A 16,408-nucleotide genomic window follows, 5' to 3' on the forward strand; every position below is an offset into this window, starting at 1 on the left:
GGGGGCGGTGACCATGGGATGGTTCGAGGAACGCGCCGGGCTGGACGGCACGGTCGCCGTGGTGACCGGCGGGGCGGGCGGGCTCGGTGCGGCGGTCGTGGCCGACCTCGCCGCCAACGGCGTCCGTCCCGCCGTGCTCGACAGCGACGGGGAGGCGGCGGAGCGGCTGCGCGGGACGCTCGCCGAGCGGGGGCACGACGCGATCGTGCAGCACGGCGACGCCCGCGAGCACGACGCGCTGGAGGCCCTGTTCGCGGCCGTGGACGAGCGCTGGGGACGGCTCGACACGCTCGTCAACGTCGCCGGGGGAACGTTCCGGGCGCCGTTCACCGACACGAACGCCAAGGGCTGGAACGCGCTGCTGCGCGCCAACCTGGTGCACGTCCTGGACGCCTGCTCGCTCGCGATCCCGCGGATGCGGGCGGGCGGGCGCGGCGGCAGCATCGTCAACATGACGACGATCGAGGCGCACCGGGCGGCGCCCGGCTTCGCGGTCTACGGGGCGGCGAAGGCGGCCGTCGAGCAGTTCGCGCGGACGCTCGCCGTCGAACTGGCCCCCGACGGGATCCGCGTCAACAACGTCGCCCCCGACTACACGCCGACGCCGAACATGTCCCGGTTCGTCCATGGGGACGGCGCGCTGTCGACCGAGGCGGGCCTGCGCGTCGCCATCCCCATGGGACGGGCGGGCGAGGTCACGGACGTGTCGGGGTGCGTGGTGTTCCTGGCGTCGGGCCTGTCGTCCTACGTCACCGGAGCCACGCTGCACCCCGACGGCGGGACGTCCGCGTCGGCGGGCTGGTTCAACTGGCCGGATTCGGGGTGGGCCAACCACGCTCCCGCGCGCCTGCTCGGGACGCGGCCGGAGGACTCCACACTTCCATGAAGTCGGCCATGGCCGGGACGAACGCGGTCCGCAGGTCCGCGGCGTCCTGCAGCACCCGCAGGTCGACCGTGACGCCGGAGCGGGCCGCGCGGGCGGTGAACGACAGCGAGTCGTCCAGCAGCGGGTCGGTCCCGGCCGTGAGCAGCCGCAGCGGCGGGAAGCCGTGCAGGTTGGCGTGCAGGGGGCTCAGCAGCGGGTCGGTGCGGGGCGTGCTCCCGGCGTGCCGCGCCACCCGCCGCCGCAGGACGCCGAGGTCGAACGTCGGGTCGGCGGCCGCGTTGAGCTGCAGGCTCGGCGCCTCCAGCGTGAGGTCGAGCAGCGCCGAGACCAGCACCGCGCAGGAGGGCTGGGCGGCCCCCGTGTCGCGCAGGCGGACCAGCAGAGCCGCTGCGAGCCCGCCGCCGAGCCGGTCCCCGGCCAGCACCACCGGCCCCGACTCCCGGGCCCGCTCGTACGCCGCGTGGACGTCGTCGAGCGCCGCGGGGAACTCGGCGCGGTAGCGCGGGAACATCACCATCGCGTTCGCCTGCCGCGCGAGGCGCCCGTACGGTTCCAGCACGGTGGACGCCGACGGGGCCGGCCGGTCTCCGCGCAGGTAGAGGACCACCTTGTCGGCGTTCCCGTCGGGACGCACGACGGGGCCGATCGAACTCGCCTGGATCTGCAGGCCGCCCCCGCTGTCGTTACTTGCCACGGCGTTCCTCCCTTTCCACCGCCTGCCGGTGCTCGTGGGCCACCCGGAGCCGCGCGAACGCGCGCCAGTCCTGTTCGAAGGTAGCCCGGAGGGCCACCCGGTCAACCCGCCCGGTGCGCGGCGCCGCGTCGGCGGCCCCGTCCGGCTCGACGCCTGCCATGCGAACCATGCGAACGCTCCAGCCGCCCGGAACGGGCTCAGTCCTCGTAGACGACGGTGATGTCGGCGGACACGGGCTCGCCCTGGCAGGTGAGGATCAGCCCCTCGGCCACCTCGTCGTCGTCCAGGGCGTTGTTCACCCGCATCTTCGCCTCGCCGGCGGTGATCTGGGCGATGCAGGTGGCGCAGTTGCCGGCCTCGCAGGAGAACGGTGGGGCGAGGCCCGCGCGCCGCGCGCTCTGCAGCAGCGTCTCGCCGGGGTGCTGCGGGACGGCGTGCTTCTTGCCCTTGAGGACGATCGTGACCGTCCCGTCCTCGCGCGGCCCGTCCGCCGCGGCATCGCCGGACGCGCCGTCGTCCGCCGCCCGGCCCTGTTCGGCCTGCTCGTCGTGTTCGGCCTGCTCGTGCTGTTCGGCCTGCTCGGCGGGCGAGGCGTCCGCCGAGCCGAAGCGCTCGACGAAGATCTGGTCGGCGCCCGCGCCGTGCTCGCGAAGCGCGCGCTCGGTCAGGTCCATGAACGGCGCGGGCCCGCAGATGTAGAAGTCGGCGTGCGTGTCGGCGTTCACGAAGTTGCGGATCTGGGTCTCGGTGACGAAGTCGCTGAGAACGTCCAGATGGTGGTGGACCTCGAGGCGGTCGGGGTGCCGCTCGCCCAGTTCGGCCAGCACGGACCGGAAGATGATCGCGTCGGCGTCCCGGTTGGCGAGGAGCACGCGGACCCGCCGCCGCGTCGTCGCGAGCGCGCTCTTGACGAGGGACAGGATCGGCGTCACGCCGCTGCCGCCGCAGAACGCCACGAGCGGGGCGGAGGTGTCCCGGAGGCAGAAGACCCCGGCCGGGCGCGTCACCTCGACGACGTCGCCCGCCGCCAGGTTGTCGAGCATCCAGTTGGACACGAGCCCGCCCGGGACCCGCTTGACCGTCGTCATCAGCTCGCCGTCGGCGTCGGGGGAGCTCGACATCGAGTAGCTGCGCAGCGCGCCGCACGCGCGGAACGTCACGAACTGCCCGGCACGGTACGGCCAGGGGGCGTCGAGCACGAAGGTGCGCGCGTCGGCCGTCTCCTCGACGACCCGCGTGATCCGGACCGGATGGAAGCCATGGTCTCGTGCCATGTATGGAATCTATCTTCTCAATCTGGGAGAGTGCAATTCTCGGACCGAGATCGGGAGCTGGTGCCATGCTTGAGAACGTCCCGCGCGACCCTTCCCAGCGCAAGAACCCCGCGCGCTCGATTCCGGTGCGCACGGTCCCCGCGGCCCTCGCCGAGCGCTACGAGGCCGAGGGCTGGTGGACCCGCGACACGCTCGGCGAGCTGCTGGCGCGGGGCCTGGCGGCCGCGCCGGACACCGAGTTCCGCATCCACTCGGCCGTCCGGCCCTGGTCGGGGACCTTCCGCGACGTCGAGCTGGTCGCCCGCCGGCTGGCCGGCGGGCTGCGGGCGCGGGGCGTCGGTCCGGGCGACGTGGTCGCGTTCCAGCTGCCCAACTGGATGGAGGCCGCCGCGGTCTTCTGGGCGTCGGCGTTCCTCGGCGCGGCCGTGGTCCCGATCGTGCACTTCTACGGCCGCAAGGAGGTCGGCTACATCGTCGACTCCGTCGAGCCGAGCGTGTTCGTCGGGGCGGAGCGGTTCGGGCGCATGGAGTTCCAGGACGACCTGTTCGCGAACGTGCCCGTCGTCGGTGCGGTGGGCCGCGACTTCGACGACCTGCTCGCCGCCGAGCCGCTGCCGGACCCCCTGCCGGGGGTCGCCGCGACCGACCCGGACGGGCCCGCGCTGATCGCCTTCACCTCCGGCACCACGCGCGACCCGAAGGGGGTCGTGCACAGCCACCGGACGCTGGGCTGCGAGGCGCGCCAGCTCGCCGGGGACCTCTACCCGCCGGACCGCGGCCGGCAGCTCACCGCCGCGCCGGTCGGCCACTTCATCGGCATGGTGAACGCCGTCCTGATCCCGGTGCTGGACGGCACGCCGGTCAACCTCGCGGACGTGTGGGACCCGGGCGAGGCGCTGCGGCTGATGAAGGAGGACGGGCTGACCGTCGGGGGAGGCGCGACGTACTTCGTGACGAGCCTCCTCGACCACCCGGACTTCACGCCGGGGCACCTGGCGAACATGAAGTACGCGGGGCTCGGCGGGTCGTCGGTCCCGGCGGCCGTCACGACCCGGCTGGCGGATCTGGGCATCACGGTGTTCCGCTCCTACGGCAGCACCGAGCACCCGTCGATCACCGGCTCCCGGCACACCGCGCCGGAGGGCAAGCGGCTGTTCACCGACGGCGACCCCTTGCCGGGGGTGGAGGTCCGGCTGGACGCCGACGGCGAGATCCTCAGCCGCGGGCCGGACCTGTGCCTCGGCTACACCGACCCGGAGCTCACCGCGGCCGTCTTCGACGACGAGGGCTGGTACCGGACGGGCGACATCGGCGAGCTCGACGCCGACGGCTACCTCACGATCACCGACCGCAAGTCCGACGTCATCATCCGCGGCGGCGAGAACATCAGCGCCCCCGAGATCGAGGACCTGCTCCTCGGCATGCCGGGCGTCGCGGAGGTCGCCGTGGTGTCCGCGCCGGACGCGCGGCTCGGCGAGCACGCGGCGGCGGTCGTCCGGCCGCGGCCGGGGGAGCGCGCGCCCACGGTCGGGGAGGTCCGGGAGCACCTGGAGAAGGCCGGCCTGGCGCGGCAGAAGTGGCCGGAGGAGGTCCGGGAGGTCGAGGACTTCCCGCGGACCGCCAGCGGCAAGATCCAGAAGTTCGTTCTCCGCAGAGACATTGCGGGACATGACTCGTGAGAATACTATTCTCGTCAAACGCAAAGGAGGATCTCTCATGCCGTCTCGCGACTTGCCCTATCCCCTCTTCGACGCGGACAACCACCTGTACGAGACCGAGGAGGCGCTGACCAGGTACCTCCCGAAGGGGTACGAGAGCGCCGTCCAGTATGTGAACATCAACGGCCGCACCAAGATCGCCATCCGCGGCCAGATCAGCGAGTACATCCCCAACCCCACGTTCAGCGTGGTCGCCCGGCCCGGGGCGCAGGAGGAGTACTTCCGGCACGGCAACCCCGAGGGCAAGAGCAAGCGCGAGATCTTCGGCGAGCCGATGAAGTCGATCCCCGCGTTCCGCGAGCCGGCGCCGCGCCTGGAGCTCATGGACGAACTGGGCATCCAGCGCACGCTGATGTTCCCGACGCTCGCCAGCCTCATCGAGGAGCGCATGCGGGACGACCCGGAGCTCATCCACGTGGTCGTGCACTCGCTCAACCAGTGGCTCCACGAGACCTGGTCCTTCAACTACAAGGACCGCATCTTCACCACCCCGGTCATCAGCCTGCCGATCGTCGAGAAGGCCATCGAGGAGCTCGACTGGTGCCTGGAGCGGGGCGTGAAGTGCATCCTGCTGCGGCCCGCTCCGGTGCCCGGCTTCCGCGGGCCGCGCTCCTTCGCCCTGCCCGAGTTCGACCCCTTCTGGAAGCGCGTCCAGGATGAGGGCGTCCTCGTCGGGATGCACTCGTCGGACAGCGGCTACAGCCGCTACGCCAACGACTGGGACGGCCACCAGTCGGAGATGCTCCCGTTCAAGACGAACGCGTTCCGGATGCTCAACGAGTGGCGCCCGGTCACCGACGCCGTGGGCTCGATGGCCTGCCACGGCCTGCTGACCCGCTTCCCCGAGCTGAAGATCGCGGTCATCGAGAACGGGTCGTCCTGGGTCGCGCCGCTGCTGGAGAACCTCGAGGGCGTCTACAAGAAGGCGCCCGAGGCGTTCGGCGAGCACCCGGTCGACGCGGTCAAGCGCAACGTGCACGTCAGCCCGTTCTGGGAGGAGAACATGGCCGACCTCGCCGACATGATCGGGGTCGACAAGGTGCTGTTCGGCTCGGACTACCCCCACCCCGAGGGCCTGGCCGACCCGGTCACCTACGTGGACGCGCTGGACAAGGACCGCCTGTCGGACAAGGACCAGGCCGACATCATGGGCGGCAACCTCGCGCGTCTGATGTCGGTCTGACCATGAAGTGGGAGACCATCCCGCAGCTCGTGCAGAGCGCCGGCGACCGCTTCGGTGACGCCGAAGCGGTCGCCGACGGTCCGCTGCGCCTCTCGTTCGCCGAGCTGGCCGAGCGCGTCCGGATCGCCGCGGGCGCCTTCCGCGCGCAGGGCGTCGGCAAGGGCGACCGGGCCGCGGTCTGGGCGCCCAACTCCGCCGAGTGGATCATCGCGGCCTTCGGCCTGGTGACCGCCGGCGGGGTGCTCGTCCCCGTCAACACCCGGTTCAAGACCGACGAGGCCGCCGACATCATCCGGCGGAGCGGCGCCAAGGCCGTCCTCGTCCAGCAGGGGTTCCTCGGGAACGAGTACACGGCGCCGGACGGCGTCCCGGTGATCGACCTGAAGTCGGACTTCCTGTCGAGCGGGTCGCCGTTCGAGGCGGACGTCCGCGGCGACGACATCGCGGACGTCATCTACACCTCGGGCACGACCGGCCGCCCCAAGGGCGTCATGATGGACCACACCCAGACGCTGCGGCTCTACGCGGAATGGTGCGACCTCGCCGACCTCCGGGAAGGCGACCGGTACCTCATCGTCAACCCGTTCTTCCACACCTTCGGGTACAAGGCGGGCTGCGTCGCGTCGATGATCCGCGGCGCGACGATCCTGCCCGTCCCCGTCTTCGACGTGGACAGGGTGCTCGAACTCGTCGAGCGCGAGCGGATCACGATGCTGCCCGGCCCGCCCACCCTCTACCACTCGCTGCTGGAGGCGAAGGGCGACCGCGACCTGTCGTCCCTGCGCGCCGCCGTGACCGGCGCCGCCGACATCCCGGTGGAGCTGATCCGCCGGGTCCGCAGCGAGCTGCCCTTCGAGTCGATCATGACCGGGTACGGGCTCACCGAGGCCGGGACGGCGACCGCGTCCAGGCCCGGCGACTCGTTCGAGGACATCGCGACGACCGTCGGCACCCCCTGCGACGGCGTCGAGGTGCGGATCGCGGGCGACGGCGAGGTGCTCGTCCGCGGGTACACGGTCATGCGCGGCTACCTCGACGACCCGGAGGCGACCGCCGCGGCGATCGACGCCGACGGCTGGCTGCACACCGGCGACCTCGGCGCGATCGGCGACCGCGGGCACGTCCGGATCGTCGGCCGCAAGAAGGACATGTTCATCGTCGGCGGCTTCAACGCCTACCCGGCCGAGATCGAGGGCTTCCTGCTGGAGCATCCGGCGGTCGCGCAGGCCGCCGTGATCGGCGTCCCCGACGCGCGGATGGGCCAGGTCGGCAAGGCGTTCGTCGTCCGGCGCGGCGACCTCGACGCGGACGAGCTGATCGCCTGGAGCCGGGAGCGGATGGCCGGGTACAAGGTGCCGAAGCACGTGGTGTTCCGCGACGAGCTGCCGCTCAACGCCACCGGAAAGGTCATGAAGGACCAGCTCGAATGACACAGGCCCACGGATCCCGGGCGAGGCTCCGCGCGCGCCCGATCAGGCGCCGCATCGCGCTGCTGCTGGCGGTGCCCCTGGCGTCGCTGCTCGCGCTCTGGGCCTTCGCGGCCGCGACGACGCTGTCGGACGCCCGGCAGCGGCTCACCTTCTCGACCGTCCGCGACGAGGTGGGCGATCCCGCCGGGCGGCTCACGCAGGCGCTGCAGCGCGAGCGCTCGGCCGGGGTCGCCTTCCTCGCGGGCGGCGACCGGGCCGCGGGCGCGTTCCGCGATCAGGTGGCGGCCACGGACGGGACGGTGGCCGACTTCCAGGAGATGGCGCGCTCGCCGGAGCTCCGCGAGGCCGAGGGGATGCTGCCGCGGCGGCTGCGGACCATCAGCGAGTCGTTCGACGGCCTGCGGGACCTGCGGTCGCGGATCGAGTCCGGGTCGATCACCCCGCTGCAGGTGATCGACGAGTACAGCCGGGTCCTCGACGACACCATGCGCCTCGTGGCGGCGCTCGCGAGCATCGGCGAGGTCTCGATCTACCAGCACAGCAACGCGCTGCTGCAGTCCTACTGGTCGCTCGACTTCATGCTGCGCGAGGACGCGCTGCTGCGCGCCGTCCGGGCGGGCGCCCGGATGGGCACCGCCGAGCGCGCCGCGTTCGCGGGGTGGGCCGCCGAGGGCGGGATGCTGTTCGAGAACGCCCGCACCGGTGTCGACGGAGAGGTGGCGCGGCTCGTCCAGAGGTTCGCCGAGTCCGAGGCCTACACCGCCTACCGGGCGCTGGAGGACCGGGTGGTGCGCGCCGGGACCGCGCCGGCCGCTTCCGAATGGCGGACCACGGTGGACGCGGCGCTGCCCCCGTGGCAGGTGATGGCCGAGGAGGCGGGCTACGCGCTGCAGACCGAGGAGGTCGATCCCGCGAGCCAGCGGGTCATGCTGCGCTTCTACCTCGCGGGCGGGCTCGGCCTGCTGGCCGTCGCCGTGTCGGTGGCGCTGTCCCTGGTGTTCGCCCGCCGGATCGCGGGCGAGCTGCGCAGCCTGCAGCGGACGGCGCAGCAGCTCGCCCACGAGCGGCTGCCGAGCGTCGTGGCGCGGCTGCGGCGGGGCGACAAGGTCGACGTCGAGGCGGAGACGCCCCGGCCCGCCGCCGCCCGGACGACCGAGATCGTCGCGGTCGGCGAGGCGTTCGACGCCGTGCAGCGCACCGCGATCGGCACCGCGGTCGGCGAGGCGGAGCTGCGCGAGAACATCAACCGCGTCTTCGTGAGCCTGTCGTGGCGGAGCCAGTCGCTGCTGCAGCGCCAGTTGCGGCTGCTCGACGAGATGGAGCGCGGCGCGTCCAGCCCGGAGGAGCTGGAGAAGCTGTTCCGCCTCGACCACCTCACCACCCGCATGCGGCGCCACGCCGAGGGCCTGGTGATCCTGTCCGGCTCGCCGACCGTCCGGGCGTGGGACCAGCCGGTCGACGCCGAGGACGTGGCCCGCGCCGCGGTCGCCGAGGTGGAGGACTACACGCGGGTCGAGGTCGCGGCGGTGTCGTCGGCCGCGGTCCACGGCGCCGTCGTCGCCGACGTCATCCACCTGCTGGCCGAGCTGATCGAGAACGCCACCGCCTACTCGCCGCCGACCACCGAGGTCACCGTGAAGATCGAGCGGGTGGCCAACGGGCTGGCGGTCGAGGTGATCGACCGCGGGGTGGGCCTGCACCCCGACGAGCTGGCGGAGCTGAACCGGCGGGTGGCCGACGCGGTGGAGTTCGACCTGGCCGACGACACCGACCGGCTCGGCCTGTTCGTGGTGTCCCGGCTCGCGGCCCGGCACGGGACCCGGGTGGTGCTGCAACCGTCCCCGTACGGCGGCACGACGGCGGTCGTGCTGCTGCCGAACGGGCTGCTCGCGGCCGACGAGCCCCAGACGGCGGCGAGCCTCCAGGCCGCCGCGGGGCCGCCCCCCGTGGAGGCCCCGCACCGCTTCGGGCGCAGGCTGGACCGCCCGCGCCGTCCCGCGGTGTCGGCCCCGCCCGCATCCGGGCCCGGCGACACCGCCGGGCCGCCGCCGCGGCGGCCCGAGCCGGCCGGGGGGCCGCCGCCGGTGTTCGAGCCGCCGGCCCCGCCGGAAGCCCCGCCGGTGTTCGAGCCGCCCTCCCGGCCCGAGCCCGCGCCCGAGTCCATGCCGTTGGGAGCGCCCGTGCACGACCCGTCCGCGGCCCCCGGCGACCCCGAGCCGAGCGAGACGACGGGCCGCCTGCCGAAGCGGATCCGGCAGCGGAACCTGGCCCCGCAACTGCGCGGACGCCCGCAGGGCCGGCACGCGGCCGCCGCGGCGTCCGGTGCGCCCGAGGGGCCGGGAGAGCCGGTGGAGGAGGAACCGGATCCCGAGTCCAGCCGGGCACTGATGGCCTCGCTGCAGTCCGGCTGGATGCGCGGCCGCGAGGAGCACGAGGAGCACGAGGCGGACGGCCCCGGCGGCCCGGCCGACGATGATCCGCGGAACGGATGGAGATGATCATGAATCCTGCGACCCGGGCGTCCGGCGAGCTGGACTGGCTGCTGGACGACCTGGTGAATCGCGTCGGCGAGGTGCACCAGGCGGTGCTGCTGTCCCGCGACGGGCTGGTCATGGGCGCCTCCGGCGGCGTCAGCCGCACGGACGCCGAGTTCCTGGCGGCGCTGTCGTCCGGCTTCAACAGCCTGGCCACCGGTGCGCGCGACCATTTCCGGGCGGCCCAGGTGCGGCAGACGCTCGTGGAGATGGACGGTCGGCTCTTCTTCGTCATCCCGGCCGCCGAGGGAAGCTGCCTGGCGGTGCTGAGCGAGGCGGGCGGCAACGCGGGCCTCGTCGCCTACGAGACCGCCATGCTGATCAAGCGGCTCCGGCGGCAGCTGGCGGCGGCGCCGCGCGGTGCGGGTCCGGGGACCGCGGGTCCGGGGGCCGCCGGTCCGGGGCCCGGCGGGCGGGTGTGAGCCGAGCCCGATGACCTCCCCTCCCCACGAGCGCACGGCGGCCGCGGGGCCGTCCCGGGACGCCGACGACGTCCCCCTGCACACGCTGAAGATCCTGGTGGCCGGCGGATTCGGGGTCGGCAAGACCACGCTCGTCGGCGCGGTCAGCGAGGTGCGCCCGCTGCGCACCGAGGAGACCCTCACCGACGTCTCCACCGGCGTCGACGACCTGCGCGGCGTCGAGGCCAAGACCACGACGACCGTCGCGATGGACTTCGGCCGCATCACCCTGTCCGGCGGCGTGCGGCTGTACCTGTTCGGGACGCCCGGCCAGGAGCGGTTCTGGTTCATGTGGGACCAGATCTCCTACGGGGCGGTGGGCGCCGTCGTCCTGGTGGACACCCGGCGGCTGGAGAGCAGCTTCTCCGCGATCGACTTCTTCGAGCAGCGGGAGATCCCGTTCATCGTGGTCGCGAACCGGTTCGAGGGCGCCGGCCGGCATCCGGAGGCGGAGCTGCGGGAGGCGCTGGACGTCGACCCGGACGTGCCGATCGTCGAGTGCGACGTGCGCGGCCGCACCGCCGCCCGGGACGTCCTGGTGCTGCTCGTCGAGCACGCGATCACCGCGCGACCATCAGATTCTCACTAGTGGTATTGGCATTCTCATTTTTCGAAAGTAACGTATCCGTAGCTGAGCGACGTCGTGCGGGCCCCGTCCGGGTACCGCGGGCCGCCGTGGCCGCTCCGGCGGTACCAGTAGTCGGGCCCGGGACGGGGGCCCGCCGGACCAGGGCCGGCACCGGCCCGACCCGGGTCGAACCTTCGGCCCGGACGACATATTTCACGGACGTGTGGAGGCATTGTGCGGGTCGGCGTGATGATCGGGCCGGAGCGGGGCGATTCGGCGAAGAAGGTCGGGCGGATGATCGACGACGTCCTGTGGGCCGAGGAGGCCGGGATGGACACCGCGTGGATCCCGCAGGTGCCGACGGACTTCGACGCCCTGGTCGCGGCGTCCCTGATGGGAGCGCGGACCAGCCGGATCGAGCTCGGGACCGCGGTCGTCCCCCTGCAGGCGCAGCACCCGATCGCACTGGCCCGGCAGGCGCTGTCGGCGCAGGCCGCGGCGGGCGGGCGGCTGACGCTGGGCGTCGGGCCGTCGCACCACTGGATCGTCAGCGACATGCTCGGGCTGCCCTACGAGAAGCCCGCCGCCTACACCCGCGACTACCTGGACGTCCTGGACGTCGCGCTGCGCGGCCCCGGGGACGTCGACGTCGAGAACGGCACGTTCGCCGTGCACAACCCGCTCGGGATCGGCCCGATCGCCCCGCTGCCGGTCATGCTCGCGGCGCTCGGTCCCGTCATGCTGCGGATCGCGGGCGAGCGCGCCGACGGGACCGTCCTGTGGATGGCCGACGAGCGCGCGGTCGCCGACCACGTCGCGCCCCGCATCACCAAGGCCGCGCAGGAGGCCGGACGGCCCGCGCCGCGGATCGTCGCCGGGATCCCGGTGTGCCTCTGCAAGCCGTCGGAGGTGGACGCCGCCCGCGAGCGCGCCGCCCGGATCCTCGGCGAGGCGGAGATCTCCCCGAACTACCAGCGGCTCTTGGACTACGGCGACGCGGCGGACGTCGGGGACCTGTGCGCGGCGGGCGACGAGGAGGCCATCGCGGCGCGGTTCCGGCGGTTCCGCGACGCGGGCGTCACCGACCTGTCGGTGCGGCTGCTGCCGATCGGCGAGGGGCGCGAGCAGCTCGTCGCGTCCAAGCGCCGGACCCGCGAGGTGCTCGCCGGGATCGCGGCGGACCTGAGATGAGCGCCGGGCCGCGGGCCGTGGACCGGGCCCCGGCCCGCCGCCCCGGCTGGGCGGGCGCGGCGGGACGCCGTACCATGGTGAGAATACGATTCTCTTCAGTTGAATGGGAGACTCTCAATGTCGTCCCCTGACACGCGCTCTCCGGGCACCGGGGAGCGGATCGCGCTCGTCTTCGCCGACCCCGAGTCCGGCGGCGACCGCGAGTACAGCGTGGAACGGCTGGACGCGCTGGCGAACGGGCTCGCCGCCACGCTCGCGGACCGGGGCGTGCGGGCGGGGCGGCGGGTGGCGCTCATGTCGTCCAACCGCCCCGAGTTCGTCGTCGCGGTGCAGGCCGTGTGGAAGCTCGGCGCGGCGGTCGTCCTGCTCAGCCCGGCCTGGAAGCGCGCCGAGGTCGAGCACGCCCTGGAGATCACCGGGCCCGCGCACGCGGTCGGCGACCATCCGGTGCTCGCCGAGCTGATGCCGATGCTGCACCTGGACGAGCCCGTCGAGCCCGTCGAGTCCGGCACCTGGAAGGACCCGGAACCGGCCTCGGACGCCGTCCTGGTGTTCAGCTCCGGCACGACCGGCATGCCGAAGGCCGTCCGGCACACGCACGGCTCGTTCGCGGCGGCCGTCCGGCACTGGCGGGACGCCCTCGCGCTGACCGACCGCGACCGCATCCAGATCACGACGCCGCCCTCGCACATCCTCGGGCTGCTCAACATCGTCACCGCGCTGGACGTCGGCGCCCGGCTGCGGCTGCACCGCCGGTTCGACCTCGACCGGATGCTCCACCACATCCAGGAGGATCGCGTCACCGTCGAGATGGCCGTCGCCCCCATCGCGCTGGCGCTCGCGAACCACCCCGGCCTGGAGTCCTACGACCTGTCGTCGCTGCGGTTCATCATGTGGGGCGCCACGCCGGTCACGCCCAGCGTCGCCGAGACCGTCACCCGGCGGACGGGCGTCGGCTGGGTGCCCGCGTACGGGGCCAGCGAGCTCCCGGTCATCACCTGCAACCCCCTCGACGGCGCCCGGCTGGACAGCGCGGGCCGCGCCGTGCCCGGCGTGACGCTGCGCGCCGTCTCGCTGGAGACCGGGGAGCCGGTCGCCCCGGGCGAGGTCGGCGAGATCCAGGCGAAGGCCGAGTCGCTGATGGCCGGCTACCTGCCGGACGAGGCGACCGCCGAGGGCTTCCACGACGGCTGGTACCGCACCGGCGACGTCGGGCGCATCGACGCGGACGGCTGGCTGACGCTCACCGACCGGTCCAAGGAAATGATCAAGGTGCGGGGGTTCCAGGTCGCGCCCGCCGAGATCGAGGGCGTGCTGCACGGCCATCCCGGCGTCGCCGACTGCGCCGTCTTCGGGGTGCCCGACGAGGCGGACGGCGAGGCGATCATCGCGGCGGTCACCGCGCAGGGGACCCCGCCCGAGCCCGCCGACCTGATCGCCCACGTCGGCGAGCGGCTCGCGGGCTACAAGCGCCCGCGCCGCGTCGTGGTCGTGCCCGAGATCCCCCGCCTGCCCTCCGGCAAGGTGCTGCGCCGAGTACTCAAGGAGCGTCATGGACGCGCGACTGACCACTGAACAGCGCGAGCTGCGGGACGCGGCCGCGCGGCTGGCGGACGACCTCGGCCCCGGCTCCGTCCAGGACCTGGCCGACGCCGACCGCGCCGCCCGGCTGGAGAAGGCGGTCGCCGCCACCGGCTGGCGGACGCTGCGCTCCGACGGCGCGTCGGGCGTGGAGGTCGCGCTCGTCGCCGAGGAGTTCGCCCGCGGGCTGGTCGACGTCCCGTTCGCGGGGCCCGTGCTGGCCGATGACCTGCGCTCCGCCGCCGACCTGCCCGCCGCCGACGGGGCCGAGGCGGCCACGATCGCCGTGGACGTCACGTCCGGGAAGGCCGCCGGGACGCTCGAGGCCGTGGACGCGGCGGGTGCCGGACGGGCCTTCGCCGTCCGGGACCGCCGGATCCTCGCCGGCCCCGTCGGCGACACCCTCCCGGAAGTCGACCTCACCCGGCGGAGCGCCGAGGTCGGCGAGCTGGAGCCGGTGGGCGAACTGGACCCGGAGGCCGCCGGGCGGCGGCTGGCGCTGGCGCTGGCCGTCACCTCCGCCGACCTCGTCGGGACGGCGCGCGGCGCGCTCGCGCTCGCGGTCGAGTACGCCGGGGTCCGCGAGCAGTACGGGAAGGCGATCGGCACCTACCAGGCGGTCGCGCACCCGCTCGCCGAGGGGCTCGCGCTGATCGAGGGCTCGGTCAGCGTGCTGCGGCACGCGGCCTGGGCCGTCGACGAGCTGACCGCCGACGAGGCGCTGCGCGCCGCCCGGATCGCGAAGATCTACTGCGCGCGGGCCGCGCGGACCGTCTGCGAGACCGCGGTGCAGGTGCACGGCGGCATCGGCAACACCTGGGAGTGCCTCGTGCACGTGTACCTGCGGCGGGCCCTGACGTCCACCGAGCTGTTCCCCGTGCGACTGGAGGAGATCGACCTTGGACTTTCGTGACTCGCCGGAGGAGGCGGCCTTCCGCGCCCGGCTCCGCGACTGGCTGGCCGAACGCGCCGGGACGTTCCCGACCTCGGGGGACGAGTACTGGCGGCGCGCGGGCGAATGGCACCGGACCCTGTACGCGGGAGGGTTCTTCGGCCTGTCGTGGCCGAAGGAGTACGGCGGGCACGAGCTGCCGTCCGTCTACGACGTGATCCTCGACGAGGAGCTGGCCCGCGCGGGCGCGCCGCCCCGGCCGAGCCTCGGCTACCTGGTGCAGGGGCTGGGGCGGCACGGCAGCGAGGAGCTGCGGCGCGCGTTCCTGCCCGGGATGATCGACGGGACCGAGCGCTGGTGCCAGGGGTTCAGCGAGCCCGGCGCCGGATCGGACCTCGCGTCCCTGACCACTACCGCGACCCGCGACGGCGACGAGTTCGTCATCAGCGGGCACAAGATCTGGACGAGCTACTCCGACGTCGCGGACTGGTGCCTGCTGCTCGCCCGCACGGACCCGGACGTGCCGCGCCACAAGGGGCTGACGGGGTTCATCGTCTCCATGGACCAGCCCGGCATCGAGCAGCGGCCCCTGACGATGATGAGCGGCGTCAGCACCGAGTTCGGCCAGGTCGTCTTCGACGGGGCGCGGGTGCCCGCGAGCCGGATGGTCGGCGCGCCCGGCGAGGGCTGGGCGCTGGCCATGACGATCGTCGGGCACGAGCGCGAGCCCGCCGAGCTGGGCTTCTCGGCCCGGTACGGCAAGCTCGTCCGCGAGCTGGCCGCCCGGACGGACGACGGCGCCACCGGCGGCACCGCGCGGGACGAACTCGCGTGGGCCGCGGTCCAGACGGAGATGCTGCGGCTGCACGTCCGGCGCCGGCTGTCGGAACGGCTCGACGGCGTCTCGCACGGCCCCGAGGGCTCGCTCGACAAGCTGCTCATGACGTGGGTCGAGCAGTCGGTCGGGCACGCGGCGCTGGCCGTCGCCGGCACCCGGGACGCCGAGATGCTGCACGCCTACCTCTACAGCCGCGCGCAGAGCGTGATGGGCGGCACTTCGCAGATCCAGAAGAACATCATCGCCCAGCGCATCCTGCGCCTGCCCGTCTGAGCCCGGCCCGTCCGGGCCCGCCGAGCCCGGCCGGTCCGGCCCCTGCCCGTCCGATGCGAGGAGCCCGCCATGTACGACCTGCCCGACGAGATCGAGGTCACCGCCGACGGTCCCCTGCGGATCATCACGCTGAACCGGCCGGACGATCTCAACGCCGTCAACGATCCCCTGCACGAGGGCCTGGCGCGCCTGTGGCCCCGGCTCGCCGCGGACCGGGACGCCCGCGCCGCCGTCCTGACCGGGCGCGGCCGGGCCTTCTCGGCGGGCGGCGACTTCGCCTACCTGCGGGAGCTGCGCGGCGACCCCGAGCTGCGCGCCAAGTCGCTGGCCGACGGCCGCGACATCGTCCTCGGCATGGCGCGCTGCCGGGTGCCGGTCGTCGCGGCGGTGAACGGCCCGGCCGTGGGGCTCGGCTGCAGCCTGGTCGCGCTGAGCGACGTCGTGTACATGGGGGAGAAGGCGCACCTCGCCGACCCGCACGTCCAGGTCGGCCTGGTCGCTGCGGACGGCGGCCCGCTCACCTGGCCGCTGCACACCAGCCTGCTGTTCGCCAAGGAGTACGCGTTCACCGGCGCCCGCATCCCGGCGCAGCGTGCTCGGGAGATGGGGCTCGTCAACCACGTCGTCGAGGACCCGGTCGCCGAGGCGCTCGCGTGCGCGAAGCGGATCGCGGAGCTGCCGCGGCTGGCGGTGGAGAGCACCAAGCGCATCCTCAACATCCAGCTCGAGCGGACGATCCAGGCGACCCTCGACTTCGCGCTGAACGCCGAGGAGCAGTCGTTCGGGACCGAGGACTTCGCGGCCAGCATGGAGCGGCTGGCGAGGAACCAGAAGTGAGGCCCGGCAGGGACGGTACGTGAGAAGGGCCCCGGGAGCGGCGCGCTC

15 protein-coding genes are annotated in these 16,408 nt (G+C 73.6%); 12 read left to right on the forward strand and 3 right to left on the reverse strand.

What is annotated here, in order from left to right; all coding sequences use genetic code 11:
- The first annotated feature begins 13 nt into the window (after positions 1-13).
- Entirely contained in the window at positions 14-886 is an 873-nt protein-coding gene (locus F7P10_RS38135) for an SDR family NAD(P)-dependent oxidoreductase (RefSeq protein ID WP_151018561.1), read from the forward strand.
- On the opposite strand, the gene F7P10_RS38140 is transcribed toward F7P10_RS38135, so the two are convergent.
- The 3 genes from F7P10_RS38140 to F7P10_RS38145 are packed head-to-tail and all read right to left on the reverse strand — an operon-like array spanning position 804 to position 2,854.
- Positions 804-1,580 (reverse strand): alpha/beta hydrolase fold domain-containing protein, encoded by a 777-nt coding sequence (locus F7P10_RS38140; RefSeq protein ID WP_254716237.1) that lies wholly within the window; start codon positions 1,578-1,580, stop codon positions 804-806. The two genes, F7P10_RS38135 and F7P10_RS38140, sit on opposite strands and share 83 nt — an antisense overlap.
- Positions 1,570-1,740, reverse strand: a complete 171-nt coding sequence (locus F7P10_RS42945; RefSeq protein ID WP_176611814.1) for a hypothetical protein — start codon at positions 1,738-1,740, stop codon at positions 1,570-1,572. Before F7P10_RS42945 ends, F7P10_RS38140 begins: the two co-directional genes overlap by 11 nt.
- Positions 1,741-1,777: 37 nt before the next feature.
- On the reverse strand, positions 1,778-2,854 hold the full coding sequence (locus tag F7P10_RS38145) for a ferredoxin--NADP reductase (protein WP_151016881.1): 1,077 nt from the start codon (positions 2,852-2,854) through the stop codon (positions 1,778-1,780).
- A 65-nt stretch (positions 2,855-2,919) separates the two neighbouring features.
- On the opposite strand from F7P10_RS38145, the gene F7P10_RS38150 reads away from it, so the two are divergent.
- The 11 genes from F7P10_RS38150 to F7P10_RS38200 all read left to right on the forward strand — a co-directional run bounded on the left by F7P10_RS38150 (position 2,920) and on the right by F7P10_RS38200 (position 16,360).
- Complete coding sequence (locus tag F7P10_RS38150) at positions 2,920-4,533, forward strand: AMP-binding protein (RefSeq protein WP_218040255.1); 1,614 nt, start codon at positions 2,920-2,922, stop codon at positions 4,531-4,533.
- A gap of 37 nt (positions 4,534-4,570) precedes the next feature.
- Positions 4,571-5,755: an amidohydrolase family protein gene (locus F7P10_RS38155; RefSeq protein WP_151016882.1), complete on the forward strand. Its 1,185-nt coding sequence runs from the start codon at positions 4,571-4,573 to the stop codon at positions 5,753-5,755.
- 2 nt (positions 5,756-5,757) lie between these two features.
- The gene (locus F7P10_RS38160) at positions 5,758-7,185 is read left to right on the forward strand and encodes a FadD3 family acyl-CoA ligase (protein ID WP_151016883.1); all 1,428 of its coding nucleotides are present in this window, start codon (positions 5,758-5,760) and stop codon (positions 7,183-7,185) included.
- Positions 7,182-9,683, forward strand: a complete 2,502-nt coding sequence (locus F7P10_RS38165; RefSeq protein ID WP_151016884.1) for a sensor histidine kinase — start codon at positions 7,182-7,184, stop codon at positions 9,681-9,683. Before F7P10_RS38160 ends, F7P10_RS38165 begins: the two co-directional genes overlap by 4 nt.
- Positions 9,684-9,685: 2 nt before the next feature.
- Complete coding sequence (locus tag F7P10_RS38170) at positions 9,686-10,141, forward strand: roadblock/LC7 domain-containing protein (RefSeq protein WP_151016885.1); 456 nt, start codon at positions 9,686-9,688, stop codon at positions 10,139-10,141.
- Positions 10,142-10,151: 10 nt separating this feature from the next.
- Entirely contained in the window at positions 10,152-10,769 is a 618-nt protein-coding gene (locus tag F7P10_RS38175; protein ID WP_151016886.1) for an ATP/GTP-binding protein, read from the forward strand.
- 213 nt (positions 10,770-10,982) lie between these two features.
- Positions 10,983-11,939 (forward strand): LLM class F420-dependent oxidoreductase, encoded by a 957-nt coding sequence (locus tag F7P10_RS38180; RefSeq protein ID WP_151016887.1) that lies wholly within the window; start codon positions 10,983-10,985, stop codon positions 11,937-11,939.
- Positions 11,940-12,056: 117 nt separating this feature from the next.
- Complete coding sequence (locus tag F7P10_RS38185) at positions 12,057-13,514, forward strand: class I adenylate-forming enzyme family protein (protein ID WP_151016888.1); 1,458 nt, start codon at positions 12,057-12,059, stop codon at positions 13,512-13,514.
- Complete coding sequence (locus F7P10_RS38190; protein WP_151016889.1) at positions 13,492-14,433, forward strand: acyl-CoA dehydrogenase family protein; 942 nt, start codon at positions 13,492-13,494, stop codon at positions 14,431-14,433. The genes F7P10_RS38185 and F7P10_RS38190 overlap by 23 nt, the downstream gene beginning before the upstream one ends.
- Positions 14,420-15,523 carry an acyl-CoA dehydrogenase family protein gene (locus F7P10_RS38195; RefSeq protein WP_151016890.1) on the forward strand — a complete coding sequence of 368 codons (1,104 nt, stop codon included), beginning with the start codon at positions 14,420-14,422 and terminating at the stop codon, positions 15,521-15,523. Before F7P10_RS38190 ends, F7P10_RS38195 begins: the two co-directional genes overlap by 14 nt.
- Positions 15,524-15,592: 69 nt before the next feature.
- Positions 15,593-16,360, forward strand: a complete 768-nt coding sequence (locus F7P10_RS38200) for an enoyl-CoA hydratase/isomerase family protein (RefSeq protein WP_151016891.1) — start codon at positions 15,593-15,595, stop codon at positions 16,358-16,360.
- Positions 16,361-16,408 lie beyond the last annotated feature (48 nt).

It is taken from the genome of Actinomadura sp. WMMB 499 (assembly GCF_008824145.1).
In the GTDB taxonomy this organism is placed as follows: Bacteria; Actinomycetota; Actinomycetes; order Streptosporangiales; family Streptosporangiaceae; genus Spirillospora.

What these genes read in the sequence shown, in the direction of transcription:
- F7P10_RS38135 (WP_151018561.1), top strand. Translation starts at nt 14, where the DNA reads ATGGGATGGTTCGAGGAACGCGCCGGGCTGGACGGCACGGTCGCCGTG.
- F7P10_RS38160 (WP_151016883.1), top strand. Translation starts at nt 5,758, where the DNA reads ATGAAGTGGGAGACCATCCCGCAGCTCGTGCAGAGCGCCGGCGACCGC.
- F7P10_RS38190 (WP_151016889.1), top strand. Translation starts at nt 13,492, where the DNA reads ATGGACGCGCGACTGACCACTGAACAGCGCGAGCTGCGGGACGCGGCC.
- F7P10_RS38145 (WP_151016881.1), bottom strand. Translation starts at nt 2,854, where the DNA reads ATGGCACGAGACCATGGCTTCCATCCGGTCCGGATCACGCGGGTCGTC.
- F7P10_RS38165 (WP_151016884.1), top strand. Translation starts at nt 7,182, where the DNA reads ATGACACAGGCCCACGGATCCCGGGCGAGGCTCCGCGCGCGCCCGATC.
- F7P10_RS38175 (WP_151016886.1), top strand. Translation starts at nt 10,152, where the DNA reads ATGACCTCCCCTCCCCACGAGCGCACGGCGGCCGCGGGGCCGTCCCGG.
- F7P10_RS38200 (WP_151016891.1), top strand. Translation starts at nt 15,593, where the DNA reads ATGTACGACCTGCCCGACGAGATCGAGGTCACCGCCGACGGTCCCCTG.
- F7P10_RS38150 (WP_218040255.1), top strand. Translation starts at nt 2,920, where the DNA reads ATGCTTGAGAACGTCCCGCGCGACCCTTCCCAGCGCAAGAACCCCGCG.
- F7P10_RS38170 (WP_151016885.1), top strand. Translation starts at nt 9,686, where the DNA reads ATGAATCCTGCGACCCGGGCGTCCGGCGAGCTGGACTGGCTGCTGGAC.
- F7P10_RS42945 (WP_176611814.1), bottom strand. Translation starts at nt 1,740, where the DNA reads ATGGCAGGCGTCGAGCCGGACGGGGCCGCCGACGCGGCGCCGCGCACC.
- F7P10_RS38155 (WP_151016882.1), top strand. Translation starts at nt 4,571, where the DNA reads ATGCCGTCTCGCGACTTGCCCTATCCCCTCTTCGACGCGGACAACCAC.
- F7P10_RS38185 (WP_151016888.1), top strand. Translation starts at nt 12,057, where the DNA reads ATGTCGTCCCCTGACACGCGCTCTCCGGGCACCGGGGAGCGGATCGCG.